Below are 19,014 nucleotides of genomic sequence, written 5' to 3' on the forward strand. Positions count from 1 at the left end.
TCGATATCTTTTTAGTAGTGACTTGCTATCAATTTGATAGTAACAGGTTGCGCATAGATGTTCCATGACAAAAACGAAGGCAGACATTGATGAGCAAGAGAGAACGCGGCGTTGCCCTGGTCACCGGGGCTTCCTCCGGCATCGGGCTGGTGACGGCGAAAGCGCTGCGGCACGACGGTTACCGTGTGTTCGGCACCAGCCGGAAGCCGATGCCTGATACCGCCGATGGCATCACCATGCTGGTCTGCGACGTCATCGACGATCAATCCGTGCAGGGCGTCGTCGACGAGGTTCTGAAACGCACGGGACGGATCGATCTGCTCGTCAACAATGCCGGGATCGGCCTGCTCGGCGGTGCCGAGGAGTCGACGACGGCGCAGGCCAAAGCCGTCTTCGACGTCAACGTCTTCGGCACGATGCGCATGACCAATGCAGTGCTGCCGGTGATGCGGCGGCAGCGTAGCGGCCGGATCATCAACCTGAGCTCGATCCTCGGGCTGATCCCGGCGCCCTTCAACGCGCTCTACGCAGCAACCAAACACGCGATCGAAGGCTATTCGGAATCCCTCGACCATGAGGTGCGAACGCAGGGCATCCGCGTCGTGCTCGTCGAACCGGGCGTCACTCGCACCTCTTTCGAGGAGAACATCACCCGGCCGGACAAGCCGCTTGCCGTCTATGATGCGGTGCGCGCCGATGCAGAGAAGCTGATGCGCGAGATCGTCTCGAAGGGCGATGCGCCCGAAGTGGTCGCCGCAACCGTCGTCCGGGCTGCCAATGCGCCATCGCCCAAGAGACGTTACACGGCCGGGAAAGCAGCAGGACAGGTGCGTTTCATCCGCCGCTTCCTGCCCGAGTCCTTCGTCGACAAGAGCCTGCGGAAATTCAACAAACTTCCCGATTGATCCTGGCTTGCCGCGCATTGTCGGCTCATCACAAACACGAAAGTTCGCCTTCATGAAAGCATTCCTGATCGATCGCTACAAGAAAGGCGGCGCCCTCAGGCTCGGCCAGAGCCCTGAACCGCAGCTGCGCGAGAATGACGTCATGGTCGAGATCCATGCCGCTAGCGTGAACCCGCTGGATGCCAAGATCCGGGACGGAGAGTTCAAGCTGATCCTGCCTTACCGGCTTCCTTTGGTGCTCGGCAATGATGTCGCTGGTGTCGTGGTCCGGGTGGGCGCCAATGTCCGGCAATTCAAGCCCGGCGACGAGGTCTATGCGCGCCCCAGCAAGGATCGCATCGGCACCTTCGCCGAGTATATCGCCATCGACGCTGCCGATATCGCCCTGAAGCCCGCCAATCTCAGCATGGAAGAGGCCGCATCCATTCCGCTTGTGGCGCTGACCGCATGGCAGGCGCTGGTCGAGCGCGCCAAGCTGCAGAAGGGGCAGCGGGTGCTGATCCATGCGGGCTCGGGCGGCGTCGGCACCATCGCGATCCAGCTTGCCAAACATCTCGGCGCCCATGTGGCGACGACCGTGAGCACGGCAAATATCGAGCTGGTGAAAAGCCTCGGCGCCGACGTGTTGGTCGATTACAAGAAGGACGACTTCGAAAAGGTGCTGAAGGGCTATGACGTGGTGCTGAACAGCCTCGGCAAGGATACGCTGGAGAAATCGCTCGCCGTCCTCAAGCCGGGCGGCAAGCTGATCTCGATATCAGGTCCGCCTGATCCCGACTTCGCCAGGGAAAACGGCTTCGGCTGGCTGCTGCAGCAGGTCATGCGCTTCTTGAGCTTCGACATCAGGCGGAAATCGAAACGCCTGGGGATCGGCTATTCCTTCCTCTTCATGACGGCAAACGGCGCGCAACTCGGCAAGATCACCGCGCTGATCGAGGCGGGCGCCATCCGCCCCGTCATCGACCGGGCCTTCCCGTTCGAGAAGACCAACGAGGCGCTGGACTATGTGGAAACGGGACGCGCGAAGGGCAAGGTCGTCATCGCGGTGAAGTGAGGTCTTTAGCCGGGGGGCTTTTGCAGGACGTCAAGCGCGGATTGGTTTCGGAAAAGACAAGTGCGGTCGAGCGAAGGGCGTCACTGTTGCTGCCGGTAGGCAGAGGGTGTGACGCCTGTGCCCAACTTGAATGCCCGTGTCATGTGGCTCTGGCTGCTGAAACCGCAGGCCGAAGCGATCTGCGCGATCGGGTCCATGCCGCACAACATCGATTTGGCGCGCTCGACACGCCGATGGGCCACCCAGCCATGCGGGGACACACCATAGCTTGCCCGGAACATCCGCTGAAAATGAAAGGCGCTGAGCTGCCCGATCGTCGCCAGATCCTGTAGGCGGATCGTCTCACTGAGATGGGCCTCGATATACTCGAGAATACGGCGTCGCACATGAGGAGCGAGCCCGCCGCTGATCGCGCAGGGACGCATCCCGCCAAAACGCGGATCAACGAAAAGATCGTTGATCGTCTGCGTCATTGCTTCTTCAGCCAACAGATGACCGCCCGCCAAAATCGCTTTCGTCATCTGCCGCAGCGTGTGCGCCACGGCGGGTGCCTCTGCGAAGGTCACTTCGGGAAGAGCCATGAGCCGAGCATCGCGGTCAAACGTCTCCGAAAACATCCGGCGCATTTGATCGTCGGGAACATACAGATGCACGAATTCGAAGAAGTCGGTGATTTCCCATTCGGACGAGTGCCCCTGTGGCATGATGCACAGGACCCCTGGACGGCCGCGCACGGGGCTGCCGTCCAGACGACGCGTTCCGGCGCCGCCTCTGAGATAAAGACTGAACGTATGACCGTTCGGCCGCTCATAGCTCATCCTGTCGTGTGAATTGTTCCAGATGGCCGCTGATCGCCCGAAACCCAAATCGATGGATTGTGACATCCGCGCATTGGGAGATGCGGACAAAAACCTGAAAACCGAGAGTCGGCTATCTTTCACCAATACTTCCCCATGCCTGGCCACGCCTTGCGAACAATACTGGTCGACGACCCACATGGCGAGCAGGAAGTCCGGGCAAATCGATTTCATAGCAAGAATGTGCAAAAGCCCTGCGCGCGGTTCGCCTATTGGTCGCGAAAACGAGGATCACTCCATGGCAAATGCCGCTCTCTTCATCGCGACCGTCCTCATATGGGGGACGACCTGGATCGCCATTGCGATGCAGGTCGGTCCCGTGCCGGTCCTGGTCTCGGTCTTTTACAGATTTGTAGTCGCAGCAGTGATACTCGTCGCCATCCTGGCTGTCATGCGGCGACTCAAGCTCCCTACCTTGCGCGATCAACCTTTCATCCTTGCGCAAGCGCTCTGCCTGTTCAGCCTCAATTTCATCTGTTTCTACAGCGCCGCCGCCTCCATCCCGTCCGGGCTGATCTCCGTAATCTTTTCGCTCGCAACGATCTACAACGCAGTCAATGCGCGCCTGTTCTTCGGCGACCGCATTACGGGCCGCACGCTTCTCGCAGCGGCGCTCGGAGCAACCGGGCTCCTCCTGCTTTTCGGCGAGGAAGTTGTCGTCGATTTCGATACGGGCACGTTGAAAGGGATCGGGCTCGCAGCGCTTGGCACGCTCTTCTTCTCGCTGGGCAACATGGCATCGCGTCGAAACAGCGCGGTCGGAATCTCACCGCTGACCGCCAATGCATGGGGCATGACCTATGGCGCGATCATCCTCCTCTTCCTGATTGCCGTGACGCAAACGCCGATCGTGGCGCCGCCCAACATCACCTATATTGCCGCCCTGTTCTATCTCGCGGCAATCGGATCGGTGATCGGTTTCACCACCTACCTGATGCTGGTGTCCCGCATCGGTTCCTCACGCGCTGCCTATGCCACCGTCCTGTTCCCGATCGTTGCCCTGTCATTGTCGACGGTCTTTGAAGGCTACCACTGGAGCGGTCTGGGCCTGATCGGCCTGGCGCTGACGCTTCTCGGGAACGTGGTCATCTTTGCGCGACCTCTCGCCCGTCGCCCGCTGCAAGCAGATGCGAGGCAGCCGGCCGGCGGATGAGGCCGGCATCGGTAACCTCCCGGGCGCTCTAGCACTTTGAATCTACGCATCGCGCTTTCCGAAAATCGATTCCGATTTTCGGGCCGATGCGCTAGCCGAGCGGTTTTTGCAGGACGTCGAAGCGCGGATTGGTTTCGGAAAAGATCGGCAGCGCGGCGGCGCCGAGGATGGCCGTATCCTTGCCGGTCATGCCGATCATGACGCGAGGCGCGGTGCGCTTCTGGCTGGGGTCGATCGGGGTGTACAGCGGCTCCAGCCGCTCTGCCAGCCGAAGCATCAGCGATGTCGATATGCTGCCGCCGAGCACGATGGTCTGCGGATCGAAGGCCAGTTCCAGAAAATCGACAGTCTGCCGCAGCGGCTGGACGGCCTGATCGAGCCAGGCATCGAGACCCTCACCGCCCCTGGCGATCAGTGCGTCGAGATCGTCAGGCGAAAGCTCCTCGGCATTGGCAATGCCCATGAATTCGTAGGCAACGGTCGGCGAAATGTAGCGATCCAGACAACCGCGCTTGCCGCAGCTGCAGAGCTTGCCATGCGGTTCGACGATGATATGCCCGATCTCGCCGGCATTGTTGCGGCTGCCCTTGTAGAGGTGGCCGTCGAGGAACATTCCCGCACCGATGCCGCCGCCGCCGGCGAGGAAGAGACAGACGAAGCTGCCCAAACCGCGGGCGACGCCGTGAAGACGCTCGCCGATCGCCGCTGCCGTCGCATCGTTCTCGACGAGCACCGGCACCTTCACCCGCTGTTCCAGCTCATGCCCGACAGGAAAGTCCTGCCAGCCGGGCAGGCTCTGCGGGCTGAGAGAGGTTGTGCCGCCATCGGCATAACGGCCGGGCAGGGCCATGCCGACGCCGAGCAGCCGGTTCCGGTCGAATGCGAAGGCCTGCTGAAGATCCTCGACGATTGTCTGGAGAGCCGGCATGGCCCTTTGCGGATCGGGGTGTTCGACATGGCGCTCGATGCGTGCGCAAACGGCGCCGGACAGATCCGTCAGAACGCCGCTTGCGCGCTGGCGGCCGAGTTCGAGGCCAATCGAATAGGCACCGCGTGGATTGATGGTGTAGGGGATGATCGGCTGACCGCGCGCCAGCTTCTGCGCCTCGGACGGGACGAGAAGGTGCGATCTCTCCAGTTCCTCGACGATATTCGAGACGGTCTGGGCGGTCAGCGCCGTCATCCGGGCGATCGCCGCGCGCGACAAGGGGCCGTGCGTGCGGACAGCCTCGATCACCACACGCCGGTTGTGAGACTTGGCCTGCTCGAGATTCGTGCCAGAGATCGCCTTCATGTCGCCTTCAAAGGAAATGGTGCGTCACCCTTGTCACAAGACGAACAGCGATGAAAGCTCCATTCTTCGCAACGTCTTATTTGCTCAACGGGCTCTGCGTCCTTGCAGGAAGCCGAGGAGCGCTATGCCGGATAATCCGGTGACGGCGCTCAGGATGGCGGTTCCCGAATAGCCTGTCATGAATGTGCCGGCGGCAAAGACCAGCGCGCCGATCCCGGCGCTGGCAAAGATGTTGACGGAGATCAGTGCGCTGCCGAGCCCCGGCCGGTCGGCGATGAGATCCTGCAGATAGGTGATCGGAAAGCTGATGATCGCGGCCGCTCCAATGCCTGCGAGCAAGGTGAGCCCATAGAGGTGCCACGGCTGCGAGGCAAAGCCGAGAAGGCTGAGGAATACGGCATAGATGACGGTGCCGGCGGCAAGCGCCGTCATCTGCCCGGTCTTCCGGGCAATCCGCGACCAGATGATGATGAAGACGACCTCCAGCAATGCGACGATGCCGACAAGAATGCCGACGTCGCTGAGCTTGCCATGCGCAGCACCGGTGGCGATCAACGGCAGAAGGGCGTCATTGAGATGCAGCGTGCTGGTAATCAGCGCCACCCCGCAAATATGCGCGGAGATGCGCGGCGAAACCACCTGGCGCAGCGCGCCGAGATAGCTGAGATGATGGACCGCGGCCATCTCCGTTGCCGACCGCTTGGGCAGGGCGAAGATGATGATCGCCTGGCAGAGCAGACATGAGATGGCGGCAAAGAGATAGGCCGGCAGCATGCTCGATGCGCCGGACAGCATGAGGCCTGTTATCCCCGGGATCAGCACCCAGGACAGCGAGATCATGGCGCGCACACCGGAGTTGGCCGTCACCATGTCGCTTCGGTTCATGCCGTGCATCGCCGCGCGTGCATTGGCAAACAGCAGCGAGTTCAGCGCCCCGTAAATCGGCAGCGGCAGCAAGCCGCTGATGACGAAGACGGCGGCTGTGGGAAAAGCGTAGACCATGCCGTAGCCGGCGATGCCGAACAGGCAGGCGCCGATCATCGTCGACCTGTACTCGCCCAGCCGATCGGCGAGATTGCCGAGCAGGATGCTGATGACGACGTTCACCGCCGCCGAGACGAAACTCAGGAAGGAATAGAGGCCGTCGCTCAAGCCCAATTCGCGGATACCGACGATCGAACGGTAGGGTGCAGTCATCGCCCCCGCCATCCCGAAGGTAAAAATGGCGATCATGCTGGCGCGGATCGCCGGATTGCGGAAGACATCGGGAAAAAGGCGGCTCATGCGGTCATCGATCCGAAGTAAGCCGGCTTCACAACCTGCTCCTCTCGTATTCCTCTAGAGCAATTCCAGGAAAAGTACGAAGCGGTTTTTCGTCCGGAATTGCGTAAAAACAAAAAGTTAGAGCGGTTCGGCGCTTCCATGAAAAGATGAACCGCTCTGGATTTCAATAATGTTCCGATTGCGAGAAGGTCCGCGCCAGTTCGGCTTGGCCAGCCGTGAGGCCGCAATCGACTGGCAGGCAGACGCCTGTGATCGCTGCGGCAAGAGGACCGGCAAGGAAGGCCACGGCATTGGCGACGTCTTTCGGATCGACGACGCGCTGCAGCGGATACCAGCGGCGAGCTTCCTCGAAAACATTTGGATTGGCGCTTGCGCGTGCTTCCCAGGCCTGCGTCTTCACCGTGCCGGGTGCGACGGCATTGGAGCGGATGCCGAACTTGCCGTATTCCACGGCAACCAACCGGGTAAAATGCAGAAGGCCTGCCTTGGCGGCGCTATAGGCAGGGTGTCCGAAGACATGCAGGCCGTTGACCGAGGCGATGTTGACGACGGAGCCCTTCGAGGCCTTCAGCATGGGCTCGCATGCGCGGAAACATAAGAATGCCGCTTCGAGATTGAGCGCAACGTCCGCCCGCCAGATCTCCGGCGTCGTCTCGTGCAGGTTGGTGGCGCGGGCCGCACCGGCATTGTTGACGAGGGTCCGAACCACACCGATCTCCGCCGCACGCCTTGCCAATTCGGCAATGCTCGTCTCGTTGGTCACGTCGCATCCGACGGCCACGAAACGATTGCCCGGCCCGAGTTTTGACGCCACGGCAGCCGCAGCGGCAGCATCGATGTCGGCGAGCAGCACGACGTCGTGGTCATCGGCGAGCCGTGCGGCGATCGCCGCGCCGATATCGCCTGCAGCGCCGGTCACGATGGCTATCGACTGCGTCATTTCCTGTCGCTCCCGTTCATGAACCTCAATCTCCAAGCAATTGCCGGTCGTCGCCGTCGCGGTGAATGACCAGCTGCTGCTTGATGCGCCGAAGCGTGGTCGTCGCCTTTGGCTGAACGGCGTAGGCGACCAGGCTCGACAGAATATCGACCGTCGCGATGTAGGCGATGCGCGTGGAGGTCGGGCGATAGATATTGCTGCCTTCGGGAAGGTCGATCGGCACGACGATCTCGGCAGCCTTGGCAACCGGGCTTGCCGTCTGGGTCAGAGCGATCGTCTTCACCTTGGCCTGGCGGGCAAGCTCGAAGGCCCGCACCAGCTCCGTATTGCGTCCCGAGAAGGAGGAGCCGATCAACACGTCGCCGGGCCTTGCCGCGGCAGCCATCATCAGCTGCATGCTGTGGTCGGAACTTGCCGTGATGCGCAACCCGAGACGGAAGAGGCGATTCTGGAGTTCGTCCGCGATCATCGACGAATTGCCGCCCGAGCCGAAGGCGTAAATCATATCGGCCTTGGCGATATGCGAAACGGCGGCTTCGATCGCGGCGAGATCAAGCGACCGGTGCAGGAGAAACAACGCGTTCTGGGCCTTGGTGATGATATCCTGGGCCACATCGGCCGGGTCGGTGCTTTTCGATTCCGGTTTCAGATAACGCACGCCGATATGGGCGGTTCGGGCGAGCTGCACCTTGAAGTCGGAGAAACTTTCGCAACCCAGCCGACGGCAAAAACGGGTGACGGTCGGCGGCGATACCTCGGCCCGTTCCGCCAGCTCGATGATCGAGGCGTTCACGGCAAACTCGAAGTCGTTGACGATGATTTCCGCGATGCGGCTCTCGGAGGGGGAGAGCCGGCTCTTGTCTTCCTGCAATGTCGAAAAGATATCCAAACCCGTCCCCCCGATGGCGCGCTATCCATCCTTCTTCTTATAGGCCACGCAGTCGATCTCAACCTTGCAATCGACCATCATCGACGATTGCACACAGGCGCGTGCCGGCGGATGTTCGCCGAAATACTCCTGATAGATTTTATTGAAGGTCCAGAAGTCGCGCGGATCGTCGAGCCAGACGCCGACGCGCACGACGTCCTCGACGCCGTACCCGGCCTCATCGAGGATCGCCAGCACATTGGCGATCGTCTTGTGGGTCTGGGCAATGATGTTACCGTCGATGATTTCGCCATCTTCCATCGCAACCTGCCCGGAAACATACAGCCATCCGTCGGCTTCGACCGCACGTGCGAAAGGCAGCGCCTTGCCGCCGGCGCCGGTTTGAACAGTGCCATAGCGCTTGATGGGCATGCTGAAGTCCTTGCAAATTATTTTCTTGATAAGTTGACAAATGACCATAGAAAGCGGAATTTGACCAGTGAAAAACGCGATTTATGAAAAGAATTTCAATCCGGGGCAAACATGCGCGATCCTTTCCTAAATCCTTTCCCGTCCGACAGCGCCCGGTCTGCGATCTGGGAAATGCTCGTTCCGCGCGATATCGATGCCTTTCTGGCCGCCGACTGGTCGATGGTCGAGCATGACTTCGTCGAAGAGGGCTTCATCGGCATCGACGGTCAGAAGGCCGTCAGCCCCGACAAGTGGCGCCTCGCATTTCCGACGCTGTCGGCCTATCGCGAGGAATGGCTGAGGCAGGCCAGGGATTTCGCCGCACAGAGTTTCGCGGAAGATGCGCGCACGGCGATCTTCACCACGACGACGCTTGAGGATATCGAGATCGAAGGCGACATGGCGCTTGTCCGCAAGAAATTCGACGGCGGCATTTCCAAGCCTGACGGCACCCGCGATATCATGCAATGGCAGACGCTTTATTATTGCAGGCTTCACCAAGGACGCTGGAAAATCTCAGGTTTCACCGGCTACCTGCCGAACCCGATGGGTTGACGCGCGGACGACAACACGAAGGCCACTTTCTTGCGCATTTTCACCGCAGCACTGGCGACCGAGACCAACACCTTTTCCCCGATCTGCGTGGATCGCCGCGCATTCGAAGCCTCGCTTTATGCCCCGCCCGGCCAACATCCGGAAACGCCGACGCTCTGCACTGCACCGATCACCGTCGGAAGGCGCGTCGCCCGAGAAAAAGGTTGGGAGCTGATCGAGGGAACCGCCACCTGGGCCGATCCCGCCGGTCTCGTCAACCGGGCGACCTACGAAGAATTGCGTGACGAAATCCTCGATCAACTCCGCGCGGCAATGCCGGTCGACGCTGTCGTGATGGGCCTGCATGGGGCCATGGTGGCCGCCGGATACGAGGACACGGAAGGCGATCTTCTCGCGCGCATGCGCGAGATGGTCGGGCCCGACGTGCTGATCTGCGCCGAACTCGATCCGCACAGCCATCTCACGGTAAAACGCGTCGCGGCACTCGATTTCGCCGTCTATTTCAAGGAATTTCCGCATACGGATTTCGTCGATCGCGCCGAGGATCTCTGGCGCATCGCCGTGGAAACACTGGAAGGCCGGGCCCAGCCTGATATGTCGGTGTTCGACTGCAAGATGATCGACGTCTTCCCGACATCGCGCGAGCCGATGCGCTCCTTCGTCGACAAGATCATGCGGATCGAGAAAGATGATCCGGACATCCTGTCGATCTCGGTGATCCACGGCTTCATGGTGGGCGACGTTCCCGAAATGGGAACGAAGCTGCTTGTCGTGACCGACGACAAGCCGGAAAAGGGTGCGGCTCTGGCGCGCGAACTCGGCCTGGAGCTGTTTTCCAAGCGCGGCACCTTCATGGTTCCGCAGATCGACGAGAAGGAAGCCGTGTCGCGGGCGATGGCCGCCACCGCATGGCCCGTCGTCATTGCCGACGTCTGGGACAATCCGGGCGGCGGCACGGCAGGGGATGCCACTGTCGTCCTCGGCGAACTCCTGGCCCGCGGCGTCACCAGCGCCGCGATCGGCACGATCTGGGATCCGGTCGCCGTGCAGATCTGTTTTGCGGCGGGCGAGGGGGCGGAGATTCCGCTGCGCTTCGGCGCCAAGTCGGCGCCCGGCACCGGCAACCCCATCGACGGCACCGTGAAGATCGTCAAGCTCTTGAAGAACGCCGAGATGCAGTTCGGCGAGAGCCTCGCACCTTTCGGCGATGCCGCCCATATCGTGCTTGACGGCATCGACATCATCCTCAATTCCACCCGCGCCCAAAGCTTCGATCCGAGCCTTTTTTCGGTGATGGGCATCGATCCCACCAGGCAGAAGATCCTGGTGATCAAATCCACCAACCACTTCTTCGCGTCCTTCTCGAAGATCGCAGCGGAAATCCTTTACTGCTCCGCCGGAACGCCCTATCCCAATAATCCGGCAACGACGCCGTACCAGCGGGCACCGAAGACCATCTGGCCGATCGTCGCCGATCCACATGGGATAGAACGCGGAGCCGCCTAGATGCCTGATACCAGCTTCGCCGTCGTCGCCAAGGCAGGCGACAGGATCGCCGACCTCTCGACGCCGCGTCCCGTGATCGACGAAGACAGGCTGGCGGCAAACATCGCCCGCGTTCAATCCTACATGGATCAGCACGGGCTGAACTTCCGGCCGCATATCAAGACGCACAAGATCCCGGCCCTGGCCGTCGCGCAGACTGCCGCGGGCGCCAAGGGCATCAATTGCCAGAAGGTGACGGAAGCCGAAGTCTTCGCCGCGGCCGGCTTCGAGGACATCCTCATCACCTTCAATATCCTCGGACCGCAGAAAATCGAGCGGCTGGCCAGGCTGAACGACAGGATTTCGGCGCTCAAGGTCGTCGCCGACAGCGAAGTGACGGTCGATGGGCTGGCAGCACATTTCTCCGGCCACAAGCCGCTGAACGTACTGGTCGAATGCGATACCGGCGCTGGCCGCTGCGGCGTACAGACGCCGGGGGAGGCGGCCTCGCTCGCCAAGCGCATCGCCGCCGCCGACGGCCTGACCTTCGGCGGCATCGTGACCTATCCGAAGCCGCAATCGGCGGCCGCCGTGGAAGCCTTCATCGCTGAAACGCTGGCACAGCTGAAAGCCGAAGGCATTGCCTGCCCGATCGTCAGCAATGGCGGCACACCCAGCCTCTTCGAGGCCCATCTCGTCAAATCGGCCACCGAACACCGCGCCGGCACCTACATCTACAACGACCGCCAGATGGTGCGCATGGGCCATTGCACCGAGGACGATTGCGCCATGCATGTTCTGGTGACCGTGGTGTCACGCCCAAATGTCGACCGCGCCGTCATCGATGCCGGCTCAAAGGCGCTGACCTCGGATCTTCAGGGCTTCAGCGATTACGGCCTGATCGTCGGTTATCCCCAAGCGCGGATCAGCAGCCTCTCGGAAGAACACGGCGTCATCGATCTGTCCAATTGCACCGGCCCCCGGCCGCAGATCGGCGAGAAGCTCTTCATCATCCCGAACCACACCTGCGTGGTATCCAACCTGTTCGATACGATGGTCTTCCACCGCGGTGGCGTCGTCACCCGCGTCGAGGAAGTCGCGGCCCGCGGCCTCGTCTGGTAGGGGAGGAACGCCGCTCGACGGGGCTCAGTGCGTCACTTGGGCATATCGTGAAGGTATGTTTCAAACTTTGACCAGAACTGGTGGTCAAATACGGTTTCTTTATCGAGCTTTAGCTGCCGTGCCATGCCGATGCATTCGCTGGCGTTTAGTTTGATCGTTTTTCGAGATTTGATAAGCTCTAAAAACAGACCCTCGAAAGCCATTTCATATTCTCGATTGTCCAGATAAAGCCCAATGGCCTCACCGGATTCAGCATCGAGATCTGCGCGTGACATCACGCTTCGCACAAACTGATCGATCGGCTCAAAATCATCACTTGTTTGTCCGCACGGCATGTATCCGTCCTAGGCGGCCGTCGGATTGATGAGGTTCATATCGATTTCGGTCAGTTCCACCCGCCGCTCGAAGGCAATGCCCGCCTCGTCGAAGAGGTGGCAGTCCGCAGCATTGATGCCGGTTGCGACAGGCGCATCCGCGCGGATGCCGACGCTGCCGGGCAGCATGGCGCAGAAATTCTCGGCTTCGCCGTTCAGCGAGGCGTAAGCGACCGTATTTGCCCCGAGGCGCTCGATGACCGTCGGCGTCACGGTAAAGACGATGTCGCCGCCGCCGAGCTGGATATGCTCCGGCCGGATGCCGAGCGTCAAAGCCTTGCCGACCATGCCGTCGCGCGGCGTCACTGGCAGAACGGCTGTCTGGCCCTGATAATCCACCTCGACGCCATTGGCGCTGACGCCCTTGCAGGTCACCGGCAGGAAATTCATTTTCGGATTACCGATGAAGCCGGCGACAAACTGGTTTGCCGGCTTGTGATAAAGCTCCAGCGGCGCCCCCGTCTGCGAGATATCGCCGGAATCGAGCACCACGATACGATCGGCCATGGTCATCGCCTCGACCTGATCGTGCGTCACATAGATCATCGTCGCCTTCAACTGCCTGTGCAGCTTGGCAAGCTCGATGCGCATGTCGGCGCGCAGTGCTGCGTCGAGGTTGGAAAGCGGCTCGTCGAACAGGAAGATCTTCGGTTCGCGCACGATGGCGCGGCCGATCGCGACGCGCTGGCGCTGGCCACCGGACAGCATGCCGGGTTTCTGCTGCAACCGCTGTTCGAGGTGAAGGATGCGGGCGGCATTTTCCACCTTGGCCTTGAGCTTTTCCTCTTCCATCCTTTCGACGCGAAGCGGGAAGGCAATGTTTTCGAAAACTGTCATGTGCGGATAGAGCGCGTAGGACTGAAACACCATGGCGATGCCGCGCTTGACCGGCGGCAGGTCATTGACCCTGATACCATCGATAACGATATCGCCCGCGCTCGTCGCATCGAGACCGGCAATCATGCGCAGCAGGGTGGATTTGCCGCAGCCTGACGGGCCGACGAAGACGACGAACTCGCCGTTCCTCACCTCGAGCTGCACGCCCTTCAGAACTTCGTAGTCGCCATAGAACTTCTGAACTTTGTTGAGAAGGAGCTGTCCCAAAAATCTGTCTCCACCGGCGGCCTTGTCGCACATTCGATCGGGGAGGGATCGCGGGCTGTGCACCCGCGATCCCAAAGAGTCCAAAGCGCTTTACTTGAACGCTTCGATTTCGCCGGCAGCCTTCTTCAGCGCGGCTTCCGGTTCGGCCTTGCCCGTCACCACCGACTGAATCATCTCGATGATCGAGTTCTGGAAGCCCTTGTAGTCGGTGAAGAGCGGTTCGGGACCACCATAGTTGATACCCTCGATGAGCGGCTTCCAGTAAGGATCCTTGGCGACGAACTCGTCGACCTTTGCCGACGGGCGCAGCGGGGTCAGGCCGGCACCGCCCTGCAGCTCGTATTCCGACTGGACGTCGGGCGAGGTGATGAACTTGGCGAATTCCGTCGCCTTCTCCTCGACCCCCGAACCCTTGAAGATCGCCAGGCTGTCGGTGATCAGCAGCGTGCCGGGTCCCTTGGCGTCGGGACCGAGCGGCAGCGTCGCAATACCCCAGGCAATCTTCGTCTCCTTCAGCCTGGAGGCGGCGCCCGATCCTGCCTGGATCATGGCGACCTTGCCGTCGAGGAAGATGGCGCGGACTTCGTTCTGCTCATAGGCCGTCGGGCCTTCCTCGGAGTAGGGGACGATATCCTTGTAGGCCTTCAGCGCGGCGAGAATCTGCGGGCTGTCGAGCGTGACCTTGCCTTCGGCATCCGTCACCGCGCCGTTGTTGGTGTAAACCCAATGCATGAACTGGTGCATCGTGTTGTCGAAGGTCTTGGCGGAGAGACCGAAGCCCGGAATGCCGGTCTTTTCCTTGATGGTCTTGGCCATTTCGATTTCTTCAGCCCAGGTCTTCGGCGGCTTCTCGGGATCGAGGCCGGCCTGCTTGAAGAGGTCCTTGTTCCAGTAAAGCGCCTTGGTGGAGAAAGCGATCGGGACGCCCCACTGGGTATCCTCGAAGGTCACCGTGTCGACGATGTGCGGATAGTAGCTCTTCTTTTCGTCATCGGTCATCGGCACCGGGACGATCAAGTCGTTCTGCGCGAATTCCTTCAGCGTGCGCGAGCCGACATAGGCCATGGCAACGGGCGTGCCGGCGGCGGCGAGCGTCGTTGCCTTGTCCTGGCACTGCGCCCAGCCGACAACTTCGGGCGTGACCTTCCAACCTGCGTTCTTTTCTTCCCACTGCTTGATGTATTTGGTGTGGACCGGGTCGATCGTGTCGCCGCAATAGATCCAGCTGATTTCCTTGTCGGCCGCCTGGGCAGTGACTGCGGTCAATGCCGTCGAACCGAGCAAGGCGAGGGCCATCAGGCCTGTCTTGATGGTAATGCTCACGTCGTGACTCCCATTCTTGTGTTAGCTGTTCACTCGTTTTTTGGTCTTATTGTTTCACCGCACCGGCGGTCAGCCCGCCGACAAGGTAGCGCTGAAGGAAGAAGATGACGACCATCGCCGGCGCGATACCGACGAAGGAAGCCGCCATCAGTTCGTTCCAGATGACCTCCTGCTTGCCGAAGTAAGCAAAGAGCCCCACCGGCAAGGGCATGTATTCGCTCTTCGAGTTGAACGTCAGCGCGAAGATGAATTGCTGGGCGTAAGCGCCGATGAAGGTGGTTATGGCGACGACGATAATCCCCGGCATCGCAATGGGCAGGATGACACGGCGCAGCGTGTAGAAATGGCTGGCGCCATCCATGTAGGCCGCTTCGTTGAGCTCCTGTGGAATGCGGATCATATAGGTGCGCAGCAGCCAGATCGCCGACGGGATCAGGAAGGCGACGCCCGGCACGATCATGGCGAGATAGGTGTTGAGCACGCCCATGCTGCGCATCAGCCGGAAGAGCGGGATCAACAGCACGGCGCCGGAGAACATGTTCACCGTCAGGAACGCGCCGAGCAGGATCCCCATGCCCTTGAATTCGAACTTCGCGAAGGCGTAAGCCGCCGGAATGACGAGGCAGAGCACGATCAGCGTGACGATGATCGAGATGAAGAACGAGTTGAAGATATAGCGCCCGAAGCCCGGAACGCTGATCCACATTGTCCGGTAGGCTTCGAACGAGCCGTTCTCCGGCCAGAAGCGGTAAGGCGAGGAAAAGAGCTGGGCGAGCGGCTTCAGCGACACCAGGAAGCCCTCGACGAAGGGCGACAGCACGAAGAACAGAAACATCGCGATGCCGCAATAGATCAGGATGATTTCCCACCAGCGGTAACGGTCGATCATGGCGGCACTGCTCATGCGCGCTTCTCCGGATTGAGACGGCGGGTGACGCGGAAATAGGCGAAGCAGAAGAGCGACAGGAAGATGCAGATCAACACAGCGCGCGCTGCACCTTCCCCGTATTTCTTCGAACCGATCGCCGTCTGATAGGTATCGATGATCATCGTCGTCGTCTCGCCGCTCGGTCCGCCCTGCGTCAGGATCCAAATGATGTCGAACGAGTTGAAGGTGGCGATCAGCGACAGCATCGACATGGTGATGATCGCCGGAACCATCAGCGGCAGGGTGATGCGGCGGAAGCGGTACCAGCGGCCGGCGCCGTCGGTCCAGGCAGCCTCATAAAGATCCTTCGGAATGGATTGGATCGCCGCCAGGAAGTAGATCGTCACCAGCGGCACGCCGATCCACACATCGGTGATGATCGTTGCCCAGAAGGCGGTGCTGCCATAGGCGAGGAAGGCGACCGGGCCGTCGACGAGACCGAAGCGCTGCAACAGGCCTGATATCATTCCGAACTGGCCGTTATACATCCAGCCCCACATGAAGATGCCAATGGCCATCGGCACGATCCATGGCGGCATGGTCAAAAGCCGGAACAAGGAGCGGCCTGGTACGGCGGCATTCAGCATGCATGCGCCGAAGGTGCCGATCACCATTTTCAGGGCGACCGAGAAGAACGTCCAGATGAAGGTCCGGAAGATGACTTCCGCAAACCGCTCATTGAAGATCTTCTCGTAGTTGATCCAGCCCACCCAATTGGTGGTCTTCCTCAGCGATGCATCGGTGAAGGAGAGAATGAACGTATCGACCAGCGGATAGGCGACGATCGCCAGAACGTAGAGGACAGCCGGGAGAAGAAGGATCCAGGCGAAGATGACCGTGCTTCTTTGAACACTCATCTTGCCACTCTCCTCAAGCCGCTCTTGCGTGAAGGGCTTCGTCGAAACGGTCCCAGATCGGTCTGAGATCGACGACCGTTTTCTTCATCCTCGCCTCGTCCATCGCCAGAGCCAGAATGCCGGCTTCGAGCGCATTCAGCGTGGAAACGGGAAGTTCGAGCCCGGTGCGCACGCTTTCAAGCAGGTCGCTCGCCATCTGTTCATCGGCGCCGTAATGCTGGGAGAGCTCGGTGGCGGCATATTTGTTTTCGACCACCTTGTTGCCGGTCAGCTGTTCGTGAACGTCGAGATAGCCGCGCACGAAATCGCCTTCGGCCATGCCGCGCGACCCCATGATGGCGAAACGGCGGAACTGGTCGGGCACGTTGAGATTGGTGTGAAAGTTCATGCCGACGCCATTGGCATATTCGACGATCGCCACCTGGTAGTCGATGATATCGGCATCGCTGTCGAAGACCTTGTCCGAGCCCATCCATCCGCTCGGCTTGCGGTGGAAGAGTTCGAGGTCGTTGATGCCCTCGCGCGCCGGATCGTTGGCCGGAATGAAGCTCTTGCGGCCGCCGAAACTGGCGACGCGTTCCGGCCGTGCGCCGACCACGCCATTGTAAAGATCGAGGTCGTGACAGCATTTCTCCAGCATGAAGCTGCCGGAGTAACGCTCGTAGCGGCGCCAGTCGCGCATGAAGAAGGCGCCGTGATAAGGCTCGATATGTTCGGAGGCCTCGATCGACACGATCTGACCGAGCTTGCCCTCGGCCTGGATGGCGCGGAGATCCTTATAAAGAGGGGAATAACGCAGCACGAGACCGACCATCAGCCGCTCGTGGCCGAATTTTGCCATCAGATGGGCAAGCTCGATGCTTTCTGCGATGGTCGTGACGATCGGCTTTTCACAGAAGACCTTGAGACCGGCCTGAAGGCCGAGCCTGATATGGTCGAGATGGAGGTGATTGGGGGAGCCGATCATCAGCAGATCGAGCTTTTCGGAAGCGAGGAGTTCTTCCGGCGAACCATAGGCCTTGCCGACTGAAATGCCCTTTTCCGTCAATCCGGGAAGTCCGGCGGGTTCCGGATCCACATAGCCGACAATGTCGAAGCTGCTATCGATTGCCTTGAAAACATAGCCGAGATAGCCGAGCCGGAATCCTAGCCCAATGATTCCCACTTTCATGCCGATCAAGTTCCCATTTAGTAATTTATTTTCTTTAAGTTGGGACAAAAATCGAGAGGCGTCAATAGAAAACGGGCCTCAAAGCGCGAGTATGAAATTAATTTTCATAGATCGATAGCGGGCGGCCCATTGCTTGCAACAACTGGGCGGACGCGGTTCGCCGGATGGACGTTGGTGCGCACGCTCCCGAAGCCAAGGCAGTCATTCGGCGCGGTTGCCCCGGCCGACAAGCTCACGCGAAACTCGCGAAATGTTGAAAAGAGTCGCGAGCTTACCTGTGTAGGATGGTGCGAGAACAAGGAGGCAGGAGGAGCCATCATGACGCGTATGACAGCCAAGGATTTCCCTCAGGAACTTCTCGAACTCTACGATTATTACGCCCACGGGAGAATTACCAAGCGTGAGTTTCTCGACCGGGCCGGCAAATTCGCCGTCGGCGGCGTGACGGCGGCCGCCATTCTTGCGTCGCTGAGCCCTGACTATGCGCTGGCGACCCAGGTCGAGTTCACCGATCCCGACATATCAGCCGAATACATCACCTATCCCTCGCCAAAGGGAAATGGAGATGTGCGCGCCTATCTCGTCCGCCCGAAAAACGTGACCGGCAAAGTCGCGGCCGTGGTGGTCGTTCACGAGAACAGGGGCCTGAACCCCTATATCGAGGATGTGGCGCGCCGCGTGGCAAAGGCGGGTTTCGTAGCACTTGCCCCGGATGGCCTGACGTCGGTCGGAGGCTACCCCGGCAATGACGAAAAGGGGCGGGAGCTTCAGCAGAAGGTCGACCCGGAAAAGCTGATGAACGACTTCTTCGCGGCGGTCGAATTTTTGATGCATAACGATCTCACCACCGGCAAGGTCGGCATCACCGGCTTCTGCTATGGCGGCGGCGTCGCCAACGCCGCGGCGGTGGCCTATCCGGAACTTGCCGCGGCCGTGCCCTTTTACGGCAGGCAGCCGCGCGCCGAGGACGTGCCGAAGATCAAGGCGCCCTTGCTTCTCCATTATGCCGGGTTGGACAAGGGGATCAACGAAGGCTGGCCGGCCTATGAAGCTGCGCTGAAGGCATCGGGAAAAACATTCGAGGCCTACATCTATCCCGACGTCAATCACGGCTTTCACAATGATTCCACGCCCCGCTACGACGAGGCGGCAGCCAAGCTCGCCTGGCAGCGAACGGTCGACTGGTTTACGAAATATCTCGCCTGAGAAGTCCGCGGCCTGAACGTTGATGTTGGCGGGGAGATTTTTCCCGCCGCCGATCCGCCGCCG

At 60.4% G+C, this 19,014-nt stretch carries 19 protein-coding genes; 7 read left to right on the plus strand and 12 right to left on the minus strand.

Translation table 11 applies throughout. The features are described from left to right. Positions 1-89 precede the first annotated feature (89 nt). Together FHT75_RS09835 and FHT75_RS09840 are read left to right on the plus strand one after the other, a co-directional pair. Positions 90-905, plus strand: coding sequence for an oxidoreductase (locus tag FHT75_RS09835; protein WP_063476208.1), 816 nt, complete (start codon positions 90-92; stop codon positions 903-905). Between the two features lie 52 nt (positions 906-957). After that, positions 958-1,959 (plus strand): NADP-dependent oxidoreductase, encoded by a 1,002-nt coding sequence (locus FHT75_RS09840; protein WP_063476207.1) that lies wholly within the window; start codon positions 958-960, stop codon positions 1,957-1,959. Positions 1,960-2,039: 80 nt separating this feature from the next. Here the strand turns inward: FHT75_RS09840 and FHT75_RS09845 are convergent, their stop codons facing one another. After that, positions 2,040-2,777 carry a helix-turn-helix domain-containing protein gene (locus FHT75_RS09845; protein ID WP_063476206.1) on the minus strand — a complete coding sequence of 246 codons (738 nt, stop codon included), beginning with the start codon at positions 2,775-2,777 and terminating at the stop codon, positions 2,040-2,042. A 277-nt stretch (positions 2,778-3,054) separates the two neighbouring features. Here FHT75_RS09845 and FHT75_RS09850 point away from each other — a divergent pair, with 277 nt between their 5' ends. Then, complete coding sequence (locus tag FHT75_RS09850; protein ID WP_183844828.1) at positions 3,055-3,969, plus strand: DMT family transporter; 915 nt, start codon at positions 3,055-3,057, stop codon at positions 3,967-3,969. 91 nt (positions 3,970-4,060) lie between these two features. Here the strand turns inward: FHT75_RS09850 and FHT75_RS09855 are convergent, their stop codons facing one another. The 5 genes from FHT75_RS09855 to FHT75_RS09875 all read right to left on the minus strand — a co-directional run bounded on the left by FHT75_RS09855 (position 4,061) and on the right by FHT75_RS09875 (position 8,787). Further along, positions 4,061-5,263 carry an ROK family transcriptional regulator gene (locus tag FHT75_RS09855; protein ID WP_063476204.1) on the minus strand — a complete coding sequence of 401 codons (1,203 nt, stop codon included), beginning with the start codon at positions 5,261-5,263 and terminating at the stop codon, positions 4,061-4,063. Between the two features lie 84 nt (positions 5,264-5,347). Next, positions 5,348-6,547: an MFS transporter gene (locus FHT75_RS09860; RefSeq protein ID WP_063476203.1), complete on the minus strand. Its 1,200-nt coding sequence runs from the start codon at positions 6,545-6,547 to the stop codon at positions 5,348-5,350. A 163-nt stretch (positions 6,548-6,710) separates the two neighbouring features. Beyond that, positions 6,711-7,487: an SDR family oxidoreductase gene (locus tag FHT75_RS09865; RefSeq protein ID WP_047613294.1), complete on the minus strand. Its 777-nt coding sequence runs from the start codon at positions 7,485-7,487 to the stop codon at positions 6,711-6,713. A gap of 25 nt (positions 7,488-7,512) precedes the next feature. Continuing rightward, positions 7,513-8,376 carry a MurR/RpiR family transcriptional regulator gene (locus FHT75_RS09870; protein WP_047613292.1) on the minus strand — a complete coding sequence of 288 codons (864 nt, stop codon included), beginning with the start codon at positions 8,374-8,376 and terminating at the stop codon, positions 7,513-7,515. 21 nt (positions 8,377-8,397) lie between these two features. Beyond that, on the minus strand, positions 8,398-8,787 hold the full coding sequence (locus tag FHT75_RS09875; protein WP_012555064.1) for a RidA family protein: 390 nt from the start codon (positions 8,785-8,787) through the stop codon (positions 8,398-8,400). Between the two features lie 111 nt (positions 8,788-8,898). Between FHT75_RS09875 and FHT75_RS09880 the strand changes: the two genes are divergently transcribed. From FHT75_RS09880 to FHT75_RS09890, 3 genes are read left to right on the plus strand one after another with little or no spacing between them, the layout of a single operon-like run. After that, positions 8,899-9,381 (plus strand): hypothetical protein, encoded by a 483-nt coding sequence (locus tag FHT75_RS09880; protein WP_047613290.1) that lies wholly within the window; start codon positions 8,899-8,901, stop codon positions 9,379-9,381. A gap of 30 nt (positions 9,382-9,411) precedes the next feature. After that, positions 9,412-10,887, plus strand: a complete 1,476-nt coding sequence (locus tag FHT75_RS09885; protein WP_047613288.1) for a M81 family metallopeptidase — start codon at positions 9,412-9,414, stop codon at positions 10,885-10,887. Then, complete coding sequence (locus FHT75_RS09890) at positions 10,888-11,988, plus strand: D-TA family PLP-dependent enzyme (RefSeq protein ID WP_063476202.1); 1,101 nt, start codon at positions 10,888-10,890, stop codon at positions 11,986-11,988. It abuts the gene before it with no gap. Between the two features lie 32 nt (positions 11,989-12,020). Here FHT75_RS09890 and FHT75_RS09895 read toward each other — a convergent pair whose 3' ends face one another. The 6 genes from FHT75_RS09895 to FHT75_RS09920 form a co-directional block, all read right to left on the minus strand. Next, positions 12,021-12,323, minus strand: coding sequence for a hypothetical protein (locus tag FHT75_RS09895; RefSeq protein WP_063476201.1), 303 nt, complete (start codon positions 12,321-12,323; stop codon positions 12,021-12,023). A gap of 9 nt (positions 12,324-12,332) precedes the next feature. Further along, positions 12,333-13,466 carry an ABC transporter ATP-binding protein gene (locus tag FHT75_RS09900; RefSeq protein ID WP_047613512.1) on the minus strand — a complete coding sequence of 378 codons (1,134 nt, stop codon included), beginning with the start codon at positions 13,464-13,466 and terminating at the stop codon, positions 12,333-12,335. Between the two features lie 90 nt (positions 13,467-13,556). Then, positions 13,557-14,762: an ABC transporter substrate-binding protein gene (locus tag FHT75_RS09905; protein WP_047613511.1), complete on the minus strand. Its 1,206-nt coding sequence runs from the start codon at positions 14,760-14,762 to the stop codon at positions 13,557-13,559. A 73-nt stretch (positions 14,763-14,835) separates the two neighbouring features. Then, positions 14,836-15,693: a carbohydrate ABC transporter permease gene (locus FHT75_RS09910; RefSeq protein ID WP_047613283.1), complete on the minus strand. Its 858-nt coding sequence runs from the start codon at positions 15,691-15,693 to the stop codon at positions 14,836-14,838. Further along, on the minus strand, positions 15,690-16,574 hold the full coding sequence (locus FHT75_RS09915; RefSeq protein WP_047613282.1) for a carbohydrate ABC transporter permease: 885 nt from the start codon (positions 16,572-16,574) through the stop codon (positions 15,690-15,692). The genes FHT75_RS09910 and FHT75_RS09915 overlap by 4 nt, the downstream gene beginning before the upstream one ends. Before the next feature lie 13 nt (positions 16,575-16,587). Continuing rightward, positions 16,588-17,745 (minus strand): Gfo/Idh/MocA family protein, encoded by a 1,158-nt coding sequence (locus tag FHT75_RS09920; protein ID WP_047613509.1) that lies wholly within the window; start codon positions 17,743-17,745, stop codon positions 16,588-16,590. Positions 17,746-18,063: 318 nt separating this feature from the next. On the opposite strand from FHT75_RS09920, the gene yghX reads away from it, so the two are divergent. After that, on the plus strand, positions 18,064-18,951 hold the full coding sequence (gene yghX / locus FHT75_RS09925) for a YghX family hydrolase (RefSeq protein ID WP_047613281.1): 888 nt from the start codon (positions 18,064-18,066) through the stop codon (positions 18,949-18,951). Positions 18,952-19,014: the final 63 nt, after the last annotated feature.

It is taken from the genome of Rhizobium sp. BK112 (assembly GCF_014193215.1).
In the GTDB taxonomy this organism is placed as follows: domain Bacteria; phylum Pseudomonadota; class Alphaproteobacteria; order Rhizobiales; family Rhizobiaceae; genus Rhizobium; species Rhizobium anhuiense.